Origin of the sequence: Streptomyces sp. NPDC005761 (genome assembly GCF_040630635.1) — a bacterium.
Taxonomy (GTDB): Bacteria; Actinomycetota; Actinomycetes; order Streptomycetales; family Streptomycetaceae; genus Streptomyces.
This window is the reverse complement of the sequence record NZ_JBEXXX010000029.1, coordinates 91,423-104,973: the sequence shown is the minus strand read 5'-3', so window position 1 is coordinate 104,973 and position 13,551 is coordinate 91,423. Positions and strand designations below refer to the sequence as shown.

The following is a 13,551-nucleotide window of genomic DNA, read 5'->3' as shown; positions in this document are numbered from 1 at the left end:
GGGCACGGCACCCCGTGCCCCGCCGCTGTCACGTCGTCTCGTACTGCGGACCCGGCTCTCCCGTCGGAGCATGGAACGGACAGGCTGCGACGACATCGGGACGAAGGGATGCCGGATGGGTGGTGAAAGGCATGATCCGCCACCGGACGGTTTCGAGGCCGAGCTGGACCAGATCGACGCCCTGAACCACATGGAGGCGCCGCGCCCCGGCCCCCCGGAGCGGCAGGTGCCCGAGGACGGAACGGAGAGGGTCAGGCGGCGCGACTCCCTGTTGCTCTCCGCAGGGCACGCCGTCGCCGAGGCCGACTCCCTCGACGAGGCACTGAAGCTGGTCGCCGCCCTGTACGCGCCCGACTTCCCGCTGGACGGCCAGTGCGTGTTCGGGATCGGCGAGGGGACCCTGACCGCGGTGGGACAGTACGGCTTCCGGCCGGGTGGGGCCGACCGCGGGTTCCGGATGCCGATGACGACCGGCTACCCGGCCGCCGAGGTCGCCAGAACCGGCCGAGCCGTCTACCTGGCCTCCCCGGAGGAGTACCGCCGCCGCTTCCCGGCGACCTGGCACATGTCCGCCCGTAAGGGCCGCGAGGCATGGGCCTTCGTTCCGCTCGTGACCGCCGGCCGGATCACCGGGGTCTGGCTGGCCGCCTTCCGCACGCCGGTGGAGTTCACCTCCGCCGAGCGTTCGCTGCTGACCATGACCGGACGGATGCTCGCCCAGGTACTCGAACGCGCCCGGGCCAGCAGAGCCGAACTGGAACTCTCCCGTGGCCTGCGCCGCAGCATGCGCACGGACGGCCCCGCCATGACCGGAATGAGCGTGGCCACGCGCTACGTGCCGACCGGCGGCGGCCTCATGGTCGGCGGCGACTGGTACGACAGCATCGATCTGCCCAACGGCCGGCTGGCCCTGGTCATCGGCGACGTACAGGGGCGCGATGTGCACGCCGCGGGGCTGATGGCCCAGCTGCGCACCGCCGTGCACGCCTACGCCGCGGAGGGGCACGGCCCGGACGCCGTACTGGCGCGTGCCTCACGCTTCCTGACCACCCTCGACGAGGACCGGTTCGCCACCTGCCTCTACATCGAGGCCGACCCGTCCACCGGGGACCTGCACATCGCACGGGCCGGGCATCCGCATCCGGTCCTGCGCACGCCGGACGGCACCTGCCTGATCAAGCACATCAGTGGCGGTCTGCCGCTGGGACTGATGCCGGGCGAGGAGGACTACCCCGTCGACATCGTGCGCCTGCACGACGACGAGGTCCTGATGCTGTGCACGGACGGGCTGATCGAGAACGGCGGCCACGACATGTACACCGGCTGGGTCCGGGTGCGAGACGCGTTCTCGCCGGGGCCCGTCGAGGACCTCGAAGCAATGGCGGACCGGCTCATGGCGGCCGCGCTCAGTACCGAGGCCGGGTCCGGGGAGGGCGACACGGCGCGGGACGGCGACGACATCGCCCTTCTGCTCCTGCGGCGCGACCCCGTACAGGCGCGGGCAGAGGTCAGCCGGCGCCGGCTGATGCTGACCGTGGGCCAGGACCAGGGCGAGGGGCTCTCCGAGGCCCGGGCCGAACTGAAGGCGCTGCTGCACGACTGGGCGCGGCCGGACCAGGTGGACACCGCGGTACTCCTGACCACCGAGCTCCTCGGCAACGTACTCGTCCACACCGACCAGGACGGCGCCCTCAACGCGTACGTCACCGGCGAGACCGGCCATCGGCGGCTGCTCGTCGAGGTGATGGACCGCGGCGACGAACTGCCCCATCAGCGGACGCCCGGTGAACTCGCCTCGTCGGGCCGGGGGCTGATGCTGCTCGACATCCTGGCCGACCAGTGGGGTGTGCGCCCCGAACCCGAGGGCAAGACAGCCTGGTTCGCCCTCACCGAGGCCCCCCCGGCGGACGCCGGCGACACCACGACGGACTGAAGCCGAAGGCGCGGCGACCGGGCGGGCACGGCCCGGCACTCCGCCGGTGCCTGGACGTCAGTTGGCTGCTGAAGCACGACTGCCTACGGTTTGCTGAGGTGTTCCTGTCAGGAGTGTTGACAGGTTCCCTCGTGAGCTGGCTTCATGGGCAACGCCTATGGGAGCGCTCCCACGCGCTTGCGGTACCGGCGCCCCCACCGACGTACGGAAGGGATTGTTCCGTTGCGCTCGCTCACTTTCGCCGCTCTGCGAAGACGACTCCGACGGGCCGGCGGCGGCCCCCTCGCCCTCCGGCCCGGCCGCCCCGGCGCCATCGCCCTGGCACTCGCTCTCGGCGCCGGCCTGCTGCTTCCGCTGTCGCTGTCGGGCAACGCGGCCGCCGCACCCGCCTTCGACTACGGCGAGGCGCTGCAGAAGTCGGTGCTGTTCTACGAGGCACAGCAGTCCGGCACGCTCCCCGACACCAACCGGGTCGGCTGGCGCGGTGATTCGGCCCTCGGCGACGGCAAGGACGTCGGTCTGGACCTGACGGGTGGCTGGTACGACGCGGGCGACCACGTCAAGTTCGGCCTGCCGATGGCCTTCTCCACCACCATGCTCGCGTGGGGTGGCGCGGAGGAGGAAGACGCCTATGCGGCCTCGGGCCAGCTTCCGTACCTGAGGAACAACCTCCGCTTCGTCAACGACTACTTCCTCAAGGCGCATCCGTCACCCAACGTCCTCTACGGGCAGGTGGGCAACGGCGGGGACGACCACAAGTGGTGGGGTCCGGCCGAGGTGATGCCGATGAAACGGCCCGCCTACAAGATCGACGCCTCCTGCCCCGGCAGCGACCTGGCCGGTCAGACAGCCGCGGCTCTGGCCTCCTCCTCCATGGTGTTCGCCGACAGCGACCCGGCGTACGCGACGAAGCTGATCACCCACGCGAAGCAGCTGTACGCCTTCGCGGACACCTACCGGGGGAAGTACAGCGACTGCATCACCGACGCGCAGGCGTACTACAACTCCTGGAGCGGGTACAACGACGAGCTGGTCTGGGGGGCGATCTGGCTGTACAAGGCCACGGGCGACGCCGCCTACCTCACCAAGGCCGAGTCCCTCTACGACAAGCTGTCGACCGAGCCGCAGAGCAGCACCCGCTCCTACCGCTGGACGCTCTCGTGGGACGACAGCTCCTACGGGGCGTACGTACTGCTCGCGCAGTTGACGGGGAAGCAGAAGTACGTCGACGACGCGAACCGCTGGCTCGACTGGTGGACGGTCGGCGTCAACGGCCAACGGGTGGCCTATTCGCCCGGCGGCCAGGCGGTGCTGGACAGCTGGGGATCGCTTCGGTACGCGGCGAACACCGCGTTCGTGGCGCTGAGTTACTCCGACTGGCTGACCGACGCCACCCGCAAGACCCGCTACCACGACTTCGCCGTCCGCCAGATCGACTACGCGCTCGGCGACAACCCGCGCAAGTCGAGCTACGTGGTCGGCTTCGGCAGCAACCCACCGACCAAGCCGCACCACCGCACCGCCCACGGTTCGTGGACCGATCAGATGAACAACCCCGTGGAGAGCAGGCACACGCTGTACGGAGCACTGGTCGGCGGCCCCAGCGCAGCGGACGACAGCTACACCGACGACCGCTCCAACTACGTGAACAACGAGGTCGCCACCGACTACAACGCGGCCTTCACCGGAGCACTGGCCCGGCTCTACGGCGAGTACGGCGGCGCACCGCTCGCCGGCTTCCCCAAGCAGGAGACCCCGGACGGGCCCGAGATGTCCGTCCAGGCATCGGTCAACGCGGCGGGCAGCAACTTCACCGAGATCAAGGCATATCTGGTCAACCGCTCCGCCTGGCCGGCGCGCGCCCTCACCGACGCGTCCGTGCGCTACTACTTCACGCTGGAGCCCGGGGTCACGCCCGGACAGATCAGCCTCACCACCAACTACAACCAGTGCGGCGAGGTGACCGGACCCACGCGTGAGGCGGGCGATGTCTACTACGTGACGGTGGACTGCTCCGACACGGACATCGCACCCGCCGGCCAGTCCGCGTACCGCAAGGAGGTGCAGTTCCGGATCAGCTCGGCCGGGGCCTGGGATCCGGCGAACGACTGGTCCTACCCCGCGTCGGCCACGACCCCCGGCACCACGCCGGTGGACGCGCCGCACATGGTGCTGCTGGAGGGCACGGCGCCGCAGTGGGGGAGTGCACCGGACGGTACGGACCCGGAACCGACCCCGGACCCGACCACGACGCCCGACCCGACCACGACCCCGGATCCGACACCTACCCCCGACCCGACCGACACACCCGGCCCGGCCGGCCCCTGCGCGGTCACGTACCGGGTCAGCCAGTCCTGGGGCAGCGGATTCACGGCCGACGTCTCCGTCCGGAACACCGGGACGGGCCCGGTCGACGGCTGGCAGTTGGGCTTCGCCTTCAGTGGGCCGGAGGTGGTCACCAATGCCTGGAACGCGACCGCCACCCAGACCGGCTCCCGCGTCACGGTGAAGAGCGCGACCCACAACGCCGCCATTCCGTCGGGCGGCACCGTCTCCTTCGGATTCCAGGCCACCGGCGCGCCGGCCCAGGCACCCGCCTCCTTCACCCTCAACGGGACGGAGTGCGGCTGACCGACGGGGGTGCTGTCCCGGCGCGGTCGGGACAGCACCCCAGGGCCGTCACCCGGGGATCCAGGCCCGCCACTTCGCCTCGTTGGCGTCCACCCACTTCTCGGCCGCGGCCTGCGGCGACATCTTCTGATCGGCGATCATCAGGGCGACCTTGTTCTGGTCCTCCGTACCCCAGGAGAAGTTCTTGAGGAACGTGGCCGCCCTGCCGCCGGCGCCGGCGAACCGCGCGTTGAGGTACTTCTTCAGCGGAGTGTGCGGATACGCGCACGCCACCTTCTCGGGCTCGGCGTCGCAGCCCTCCTTGTACGCCGGAAGTCGCACTTCCGTCATCGGCACCTGCTCGAAGAGCCACTGCGGCTTGTACCAGTAGGTGAGGAACGGCTTCCTGCCCTTGGCGAACTGCTTGATCTGGGTGATCTGCGCCGCCTCGGACCCCGAGAACACGACCTGGTAGTCCAGGCCGAGATTCTGTACCAAGGCCTTGTCGTTGGTCACGTACGACGGCGAACCGTCCAGTAGTTGGCCCTTGCCGCCGCTCTCCGCCGTGCGGAAGCTGTCGGCGTACTTGTCGAGGTTGCGCCAGTCGGTGACATCCGGATGCTCCTTCGCGAAGTACGTGGGCACGAACCAGCCGATGTGACCGGTGACCCCCAGCTCCCCGCCGGAACGGATCGTCTTCTTGTCCTGGACGTACCGGGCCTCCTGTTCCGGGTGGCCCCAGTCCTCGAGGATGGCGTCCACCCGGCCCTGGCTGAGGGCGTCCCAGGCCGGCACCTCGTCGATCTGCACGGTGTCCACCCGGTAGCCCAGCTCGTGCTCGAGGAGGTATTCGGCCACGGCGACGTTGGCCTGGGCGCCCACCCACGACTGCACGGAGAGGGTCACGGTCTTCGCGCCCCGCGCGTTGGCGAAGGGGGAAGCCTGCTGCGTCATGTCCGCCGCACCGCAGCCCGCCACGGCGAAGAGAGCCGTGGCCGAGGCGAGGACGACGACAGGGGTACGCGTGCGAGCCATGTCAGGCCCCCTTTCCGGAGCGGCGGGTGGGCTGGGTGACCCGGTCGAGCATCAGGCCGAGGAGGACGATCGCGGCGCCGGCCACCAGACCGGTCGCCAGGTCGCCCTGGGCGAGGCCGAACACCGCGGAGTAGCCGAGCGCCCCTCCGCCGACCAGGCCGCCGATCACCACGACGGCCAGGACGAGGACGACACCCTGGTTCACGGCGAGCAGCAGCGCCGGGCGGGCCAGCGGCAGCTGGACCTTCAACAGCTGCTGGAAACCCGTCGCGCCGAGTGAGCGCGAGGACTCCATCGTCACCGGGTCCACGCCCTTCATGCCCTGTGTGGTGATCCGTACGACGGCGGGCAGGGCGTAGATCACGGCGGCGGCCACCGCCGGCGCGCGGCCGACGCCGAACAGGGCGACGACCGGGATGAGATAGACGAACTGCGGCATCGTCTGGAACACGTCCAGCACCGGCCGCAGCAGCCTCTCCACCCGTGTGCTGCGTGAGGCGGCGATCCCGACGGCGAAGCCGGCCACCAGCGTCACCGCGACACCGGCCAGCACCTGGGACAGCGTGTCGAGTGCCGGGTCCCACACGTCCAGGACACCGATCGCGGCCATCGCGAGGACGGCGGTCAGCGTGGTGCGCCAGGTGCCGATCAGCAGGGCGAGCACGGCGATCAGCAGGAGCACCGTCCACCAGGGCAGCCACTGCAGTCCGTCGCGCACCGGGTCCAGGACCCATGTGGTGAACCGTCCGGCCCAGTCCGCCGTGCCCCCGATCACCGGCACCCCCGAGTACAGGTGGCCGGTCATCCAGCCGACGGCCGTGTTGACCGGTCGGGCGATGTCGGCCGTCCACGCGTCCGGCCAGCCCGTCCCGGAGACCAGGCGTGCCACGACGGCGGCGGCGACGGTGCCGGCCGCGGCGGTGGCCCAGCCCAGCACGGCGGATCCGGCGCGCGGCGCCGCGCCCAGGCGGTTGCCGGCCGCGGCGGTGACCCGGTCGAGCACCACGGCGAGCAGCACGATCGGGATCCCGGCCGCGAGCGCGGCTCCCACGTCGACGGATCCGAGGGCCTGGTAGACGCGGTCACCGAGTCCGCCGGCACCGATCACGGAGGCGATCACGGCCATCGACAGCGCCATCATGATCGTCTGGTTGAGACCGAGCAGCAGCTCCCTGCGTGCCAGCGGAAGCCGCGCGGTGAACAACCGCTGCCGTCCCGTGGCACCGAGCGAGGCCGCCGCCTCCATCACGCCCGCCTCGGCGTCACGCAGCCCGAGAGCCGTCAGCCGGGCCATCGGCGGCGCCGCGTAGACGACGGTCGCCAGGACGGCGGCCGGGACACCGATGCCGAACACGAGGACCACCGGCAGCAGATACGCGAAGGCAGGCATGACCTGCATGGTGTCGAGCACCGGCCGCAGGATGCGGAACACCCGGTCCGACAGCCCGGCGGCCAGGCCGAGGGCCGCACCGAGCGCCACCGACACCAGGACCGCGATGACCATCAGCGCCAGGGTCTGCATGGTGGGCACCCACATGCCGAGCACGGCGCAGGCGAGAAAGGCGACGACGGCGGTCAGGGCGAGCCTGACGCCCGCCACCCGCCAGGCGATCAGCCCGGCAGCGGCCGTGACCCCGGCCCATCCGGCGGCGAGGAGGACCAGGTACACACCGCGGACCGAGAGCACGACGGCGTTGCTGAGGTGCCCGAGGAAGTAGAGGAACAGCGGATGCGTGTCGCGGTTGTCGATGATCCAGTCGCTGACGTCACCGAGCGGTCCCGTGAGGTCGACGGTGAGGCTCGTCGGCCACGGGCCGCGGCCGACGAGGACGGCGCCGAGCACCAGCAGCACCGCCGAGCCGGTCAGCAGGAGCGGGGTGCGGTGCCGACCGAGGGAAGCGGCCGGACCTGCGGCGCCGAGGGGGGCGGAGGTCGGGGTGGTCGCGGTCGCTGTCATATCGCCCGCCTTCCCGTGGCGTACGGCCGGCCCGGTGGCCCCGAGGCGTTGTCCACTCGCATCACGCGGCCTCCTTCACGGCCGGGACCCCGGCCACGACGCCGAGCAGACACGCGTGGTCGACCACGCCCAGGCAGCGTCCGTTCTCGACCACACGTGCCGTCTGTCCGGTCCGGACGACCGCCTCGATGGCCTCGGAGACGGTGGCGCCCGGTGCCAGAGCAGGGCCGGAGACTCCTTCCGTGCCGTCCGCCGGCCGCATGGCGGCGCGGACGGTCACGACCTGCTCGCGCGGCACGTCCCTGACGAAATCGCGGACGTAGTCGTCGGCCGGCGAACTCACGATCTCCTCCGGCGTACCGAGCTGCACGATCCGGCCGTCGCGCATGAGCGCGATGCGGTCGCCGAGCTTCAGCGCCTCGTTCAGATCGTGGGTGATGAAGACCATCGTGCGGCCCTCCTCGCGGTGCAGCCGAACGACCTCCTCCTGCATGTCGCGGCGGATCAGTGGGTCGAGGGCGCTGAACGGCTCGTCGAACAGCAGCACTTCGGGGTCGACGGCGAGCGCGCGCGCCAGCCCGACCCGCTGCTGCTGGCCGCCGGAGAGCTGCCCCGGGCGACGGCCCTCCAGCCCGTCGAGACCGACCTTGGCGATGAACCCGGCCGCCCGCTCACGGCGTTCGGCCCGGCCCATGCCCTGGATCTCCAGGCCGTACGCGACGTTGTCGAGGACCGAGCGGTGCGGGAGCAGACCGAAGTGCTGGAACACCATGGCGGCCCGGTGGCGGCGCAGTTCGCGCAGCCGTCCGGCGTCCATCGACAGCACGTCCTCGCCGTCCATGGTCACCTCGCCGGACGTCGGCTCGATGAGCCGGGTGAGGCAGCGCACGAGGGTGGACTTGCCCGAGCCGGACAGCCCCATGACGACGAACACCTCGCCCTTGTGGACGTCGAAGGAGACGTCCCGCACGGCGGCGGTGCAGCCGGTGCGTGCCCGCAGTTCCGCGGCGTCGAGCGCGCCGAGTTCGACGTCGCCCGGTACGCGATCGGCCCGCGGACCGAACACCTTCCAGAGACCGCGCACGGAGAAGACGTGCTGTGGCGTGTTCATCAGGCATGACCCCCAGGGGTGGCGCCGAGCAGATCCGCGCATTTCTCGCCGACCATCAGGACACCGATCATCGGGTTGACGGCCGGCATGGCCGGGAAGACCGACGCATCGGCTATCCGGATGCCGTCGAGGCCCCTGATCCGCAGGTCCGGAGCCACCACCGCGAGAGGGTCGTCGGGCGCGCCCATACGACAGGTTCCGGCCGGGTGGTAGACGGTGTGCGCGACCTTGCGCGCGTACTCGCCCAAATCCTCGTCCGAAGTGACCTCGGGCCCCGGACAGACCTCGCGCTTCAGCCAGGCGGCCAGGGGTTCCTGGGCGGCGATCTCCCGGGCGATCCTGATCCCGTCGACGAGGGTGCGCCCGTCGTAGTCCTCCGCGTCGGTGAAATAGCGGAAGTCCAGAGCCGGTTTGACCTCGGGGTCGGGACTCGTCAGGTACAGCCGGCCGCGACTGCGCGGCTTGGGGATGTTCGGCGTCATCGACACCCCGTGCGGTGGGCGCTCGTAGCCGAGCCGCTCGGGATTGTCCGTGAACGGGATCTGGTAGAAGTGGAACATCAGGTCGGGGCCCGGACTGTCCGGATCCCGCCGTACGAAGAGTCCGGCGTCGCTGTCCATCGCGGAGTTCTCCGGGATCGGCCCGTGCGTCTCCCAGACGATGACCGACTCGGGGTGGTCGAGCAGGTTCTCGCCGACCCCCGGCAGGTCGTGCGTCACCGGAATGCCGAGTTTCTCGAGCTCCGCGCGGTGACCGATGCCCGAGTGCATCAGCAGCCGGGGCGTGTCCACCGCCCCCGCGCACACCACGACCTCGCGCCGGGCCCGGATCACCCGCTCATCGCCGTCCGCGGTACGCACCCGCACACCGGTGGCCCGGGTGCCGTCGAGCTCCAGGCGGAACGCCCACGTCTCCAGGGCGATATGAAGGTTCGGCCGGTCGAGGAAGGGATGCAGATAGGCGACGGAGGCCGAGGAGCGCTTGTTGTTCTCCGGGTGGTAGGCGAGGTCGAAGAACCCCACGCCGTCCTGGAAGGCCTTCTTGTTGAAGCCCTCGACCCGCGGCACGCCGAGCGCCGTCTGCGCGGCGTCGACGAAGTCGCGTGCGATGGCGTTCCGGTCCGCCTCGTCGACCGGGACGATGTTGTTGCGCAGCCGGTCGAAGTAGGGGGCCATCGACGAGGCGTCCCAGCCGGCCGCCCCGGCGGCCTCCCACTCGTCCCAGTCGGACGGCAACGGCTTGAACGCGATCAGGGTGTTGTGGGACGAGCACCCGCCGAGCACCCGGGCCCTGCTGTGGCGGATGTACGAATTGCCGCGAGGCTGCTCGGTGGTGGGGTAGTCGTAGTCCAGCTCACCGCCGAGGAGGCCCATCCAGCGGCGCAGGGTCAGCACGTCCTCGCGCCCCACGTCGCTCGGTCCGCCCTCGATGAGGGCGACCGTGACGTCGGGGTCCTCGGTCAGCCGGGACGCGATCACCGAACCGGCGGTGCCGCCACCGACGATCACGTAGTCGTACGCGGTCATGTCGTTCTCCATCGCCTCTGCTCCCCGTTCAGCCCGCGAACCAGCGCACCGGGCGCGGGGCGAGGTTCTGGTAGATGTGCTTGGCCTCGCGGTACTCGGCCAGGCCTGTCGGGCCCAGTTCCCGGCCGATGCCGGACTTGCCGAAGCCGCCCCATTCCGCCTGCGGCAGGTAGGGGTGGAAGTCGTTGATCCAGACCGTGCCGTGCCGCAGCCGCGCCGCGACCCGGCGTCCGCGTCCCGCGTCCGCCGTCCACACGCCGCCGGCCAGGCCGTACTCGGTGTCGTTGGCGAGGGCGACGGCCTCGTCCTCGGTACGGAAGGTCTCGACGGTCAGCACCGGTCCGAACACCTCTTCGCGCACGACACGCATGGAGCGGTCGCAGCGGTCCAGGACCGTGGGCCGGTAGAAGTAGCCGGGCCCCTGGGGACGTTCGCCGCCCGCCCGCAGCACCGCCCCCTCCTTGAGTGCGGAGGCGACGAACTCCTCGGTCCTGGCGAGCTGCTGCGCGGAGACGAGCGGACCGCATTCGACACCGTCGTCCGTGCCGCGACCGACACGGATCAGCTCCGCGCGGCGGGCGAGCTCGGCCACGAACTGCTCCCGGACCGACTCCTCGACGATCAGCCTGGAACCGGCGGAGCAGACCTGGCCGCTGTGGATGAACGCGGCGTTCAGCGCCTGGTCGACGGCCGTGTCGAAACCGTCCATGGTGGCGCACGCGTCGGCGAACACCACATTGGGGTTCTTGCCGCCGAGTTCGAGCGCGACCTTCTTGACGGATTCCGCGGCCGCACGCATCACCTTCGTACCGCTGGAGAGCCCACCGGTGAACGAGACCAGGTCGACATCCGGGTGGTCGGCGAGCCGGGCGCCGACGGTGGCTCCCGGACCCGTGACGATGTTCGCCACACCGGCCGGCAGCCCGGCCTCGGCGAGCAGGGCGATGAGCGCGACGGTGGTGAGCGGGGTGATCTCGCTGGGCTTGATCACGAAGGTGTTGCCGGCGGCGAGCGCCGGGGCGATCTTCCAACTCGCCTGCAGGAGAGGGTAGTTCCACGGTGTGATGAGACCGCAGACACCCACGGGTTCGTGCACCACGACGCTGTGGATCTCCTGGGACCCGGCGTCGACGACCCGTCCGCCGCTCTCGTTCATGACGAGGTCGGCGAAGTAGCGGAAGGCGTCGCGTACGCAGTCCACGTCGACCCGGCCCTCTTCGAGGGTCTTGCCCGCGTCGCGGCACTCCAGCGCACCGAGCCGCTCCCGGTCGCGCTCCAGCAGCGCGGCCACCCGCCGGAGCAGCGCGGCGCGCTCGGAGACGGGCGTGTGCGGCCAGGGCCCCGCGTCGAAGGCGGCCCTCGCCGCGGCGACCGCGGCGTCCGCGTCCGCGGCGTCGCCCTCCGACACGACGGCGAAGGCGGTCTCGTCGACGGGGTCGAGGATCTCGCGCGTGGCGCCCGAGGCGGCCGGTCGCCACTCTCCCGCTACCTGGATGGTGTGTTGTGCCGACACGTCGTGTGCTGCCCTTTCGATGGCCATGAGTGCGACGCCGGGTGATTTCCAGCGGTCGGGCTATCTGCCCCGGAAGGGGGAAGCCATGCGTGACGAGTGCCGGTAAGTGACCCTGCTCACGCGTACGCCGCTGGGTTGGTGGCCGCCCGGGCAGCAGGACCTCGGCCGACCGGTCGCCGCGGAGTGTGACCGGACCGAGTCCGTGGAGCTGCCGATCCGGTCGTACGGGGCAGCGCCCGGATCGAGTTCCGGCACCGTGGTGCCTCCGACCTCTTCTCGGGCGCGGAACCGACGGGCTCCCGCCGAACCGCTCGCGCGCTTGGCGGGCCCGCCGCGGAGCCGCTGCGGGCCGCCACCCAGGGGAGAACGGGCTTGGTAGCTTGATCGCCATGACCGTGGCACTGATCGAATCCGGACTCGCCGCCGCGACGAAGTTGCCCCGTGCGGCCCGCGTGCCCGGAAGAACGTGCCCGGCCACACTGCCGGCACCGTCCGGGCGGACGGCCGCGTACCCGGGTGGGGCGGGGCGGGCCGGTTCCGTGCCCGAAAGGGAGAGCGCATGAAGATCATCGACGCGAAAGTCGTCGTCACCAGCCCAGGACGCAACTTCGTCACCCTGAAGCTGACCACCGACGAAGGCCTCACCGGCCTCGGCGACGCCACACTCAACGGACGGGAGCTGGCCGTCGTCAGCTACCTGACCGACCATGTGGTGCCGCTGCTCATCGGCCTCGACCCACACCGGATCGAGGACACCTGGCAGTACCTCTACCGCGGCGCCTACTGGCGGCGTGGCCCGGTGACCATGGCCGCGATCGCCGCCGTGGACGTGGCTCTGTGGGACATCAAGGCGAAGGCGGCCGGTCTGCCGCTCTACCAGCTGCTGGGCGGCGCGAGCAGGGACCGGATCGGCACCTACGGCCACGCCAACGGCCGCGACATCCCCGAACTGCTCGACTCCGTACGGGCCAGGCGGGCCGAGGGCTACCCCGCCGTCCGCATCCAGACGGGCATTCCCGGACTCAAGGCCGTGTACGGCGTGTACAGCCAGGACGACGACGGCACGGCGGTCGCCCACCAGCAGGCCCGCCCCCTGGTGGAGGACTGGGACACGGACGCCTACCTGCGTCACACTCCGGCCGTCTTCGAGGCGGTCCGCGCGGAGTTCGGTACCGAGCTGCCCCTGCTCCACGACGCCCACCACCGGCTCACTCCCGTCCAGGCGGCGCGGCTCGGCAAGGACCTGGAGCCGTACCGGCCGTTCTGGCTGGAGGACTGCACGCCTGCCGAGAACCAGGAGGCGCTGCGCCTGGTCCGCCGCCACACCACCACGCCCCTCGCTGTCGGGGAGGTGTTCAACACGGTGTACGACTACCAGGCACTGATCACCGAGCAGCTGATCGACTACGCGCGTTCCGCCGTCACCCACTTCGGAGGGGTCACACCGCTGCGCAAGCTCTTCGACTTCGCGGCCCAGTTCCAGGTCAGGAGCGCCATCCACGGGCCGGAGGACATCTCGCCGGTCGGGATGGCCGCGGCCGTCCACCTCGACCTCGCCGTCCACAACTTCGGCATCCAGGAGTACTCGGGCCACAGCGCCCTGACCGAGGAGGTGTTCCGGCACGCGTACACGTTCACCGACGGGTACCTGCATCCGGGCGAGGCGCCGGGCATCGGGGTGGAACTGGACGAGGAGGCGGCGGCCGCGCACCCGTACGTCCAGGCCTACCTCCCGGTCAACCGCCTCCGGGACGGCAGCGTCCACGACTGGTGAGTCGGGGAGCCGCCGCCCGGTCCGGGGTCGCCGGCTAGGGCGTGTTTCGAAAGTCCCGCCTGTCCGGCGACGCCTGGCACGCACGCTCGCCG

8 protein-coding genes are annotated in these 13,551 nt (G+C 70.9%); 3 read left to right on the top strand and 5 right to left on the bottom strand.

What is annotated here, in order from left to right; translation table 11 throughout:
* Positions 1-115: 115 nt before the first annotated feature.
* A complete protein-coding gene (locus ABZ434_RS24665; protein WP_359140801.1) occupies positions 116-1,933 on the top strand; it encodes a SpoIIE family protein phosphatase in 1,818 nt (605 codons plus the stop codon).
* Positions 1,934-2,155: 222 nt separating this feature from the next.
* Positions 2,156-4,564, top strand: coding sequence for a glycoside hydrolase family 9 protein (locus tag ABZ434_RS24660; RefSeq protein ID WP_359140780.1), 2,409 nt, complete (start codon positions 2,156-2,158; stop codon positions 4,562-4,564).
* 48 nt (positions 4,565-4,612) lie between these two features.
* Here the strand turns inward: ABZ434_RS24660 and ABZ434_RS24655 are convergent, their stop codons facing one another.
* The 5 genes from ABZ434_RS24655 to ABZ434_RS24635 all read right to left on the bottom strand — a co-directional run bounded on the left by ABZ434_RS24655 (position 4,613) and on the right by ABZ434_RS24635 (position 11,712).
* Entirely contained in the window at positions 4,613-5,578 is a 966-nt protein-coding gene (locus ABZ434_RS24655; protein WP_359140777.1) for an ABC transporter substrate-binding protein, read from the bottom strand.
* 1 nt (position 5,579) lies between these two features.
* On the bottom strand, positions 5,580-7,535 hold the full coding sequence (locus ABZ434_RS24650; RefSeq protein ID WP_359140774.1) for an ABC transporter permease subunit: 1,956 nt from the start codon (positions 7,533-7,535) through the stop codon (positions 5,580-5,582).
* Positions 7,536-7,596: 61 nt separating this feature from the next.
* Complete coding sequence (locus ABZ434_RS24645) at positions 7,597-8,646, bottom strand: glycine betaine/L-proline ABC transporter ATP-binding protein (protein ID WP_359140771.1); 1,050 nt, start codon at positions 8,644-8,646, stop codon at positions 7,597-7,599.
* Positions 8,646-10,184 (bottom strand): GMC oxidoreductase, encoded by a 1,539-nt coding sequence (locus tag ABZ434_RS24640; RefSeq protein ID WP_359140768.1) that lies wholly within the window; start codon positions 10,182-10,184, stop codon positions 8,646-8,648. Before ABZ434_RS24640 ends, ABZ434_RS24645 begins: the two co-directional genes overlap by 1 nt.
* A gap of 16 nt (positions 10,185-10,200) precedes the next feature.
* Positions 10,201-11,712 carry an aldehyde dehydrogenase family protein gene (locus ABZ434_RS24635; RefSeq protein ID WP_359140765.1) on the bottom strand — a complete coding sequence of 504 codons (1,512 nt, stop codon included), beginning with the start codon at positions 11,710-11,712 and terminating at the stop codon, positions 10,201-10,203.
* Positions 11,713-12,244: 532 nt separating this feature from the next.
* Here ABZ434_RS24635 and manD point away from each other — a divergent pair.
* Positions 12,245-13,459, top strand: a complete 1,215-nt coding sequence (gene manD, locus ABZ434_RS24630; protein WP_359140760.1) for a D-mannonate dehydratase ManD — start codon at positions 12,245-12,247, stop codon at positions 13,457-13,459.
* Positions 13,460-13,551 lie beyond the last annotated feature (92 nt).

Bases quoted from the DNA above. Each gene is read 5' to 3' on its own strand.
- ABZ434_RS24665 (WP_359140801.1), top strand. From the start codon at position 116: ATGGGTGGTGAAAGGCATGATCCGCCACCGGACGGTTTCGAGGCCGAG.
- ABZ434_RS24655 (WP_359140777.1), bottom strand. From the start codon at position 5,578: ATGGCTCGCACGCGTACCCCTGTCGTCGTCCTCGCCTCGGCCACGGCT.
- ABZ434_RS24650 (WP_359140774.1), bottom strand. From the start codon at position 7,535: ATGACAGCGACCGCGACCACCCCGACCTCCGCCCCCCTCGGCGCCGCA.
- ABZ434_RS24645 (WP_359140771.1), bottom strand. From the start codon at position 8,646: ATGAACACGCCACAGCACGTCTTCTCCGTGCGCGGTCTCTGGAAGGTG.
- ABZ434_RS24640 (WP_359140768.1), bottom strand. From the start codon at position 10,184: ATGGAGAACGACATGACCGCGTACGACTACGTGATCGTCGGTGGCGGC.
- ABZ434_RS24635 (WP_359140765.1), bottom strand. From the start codon at position 11,712: ATGGCCATCGAAAGGGCAGCACACGACGTGTCGGCACAACACACCATC.
- manD (WP_359140760.1), top strand. From the start codon at position 12,245: ATGAAGATCATCGACGCGAAAGTCGTCGTCACCAGCCCAGGACGCAAC.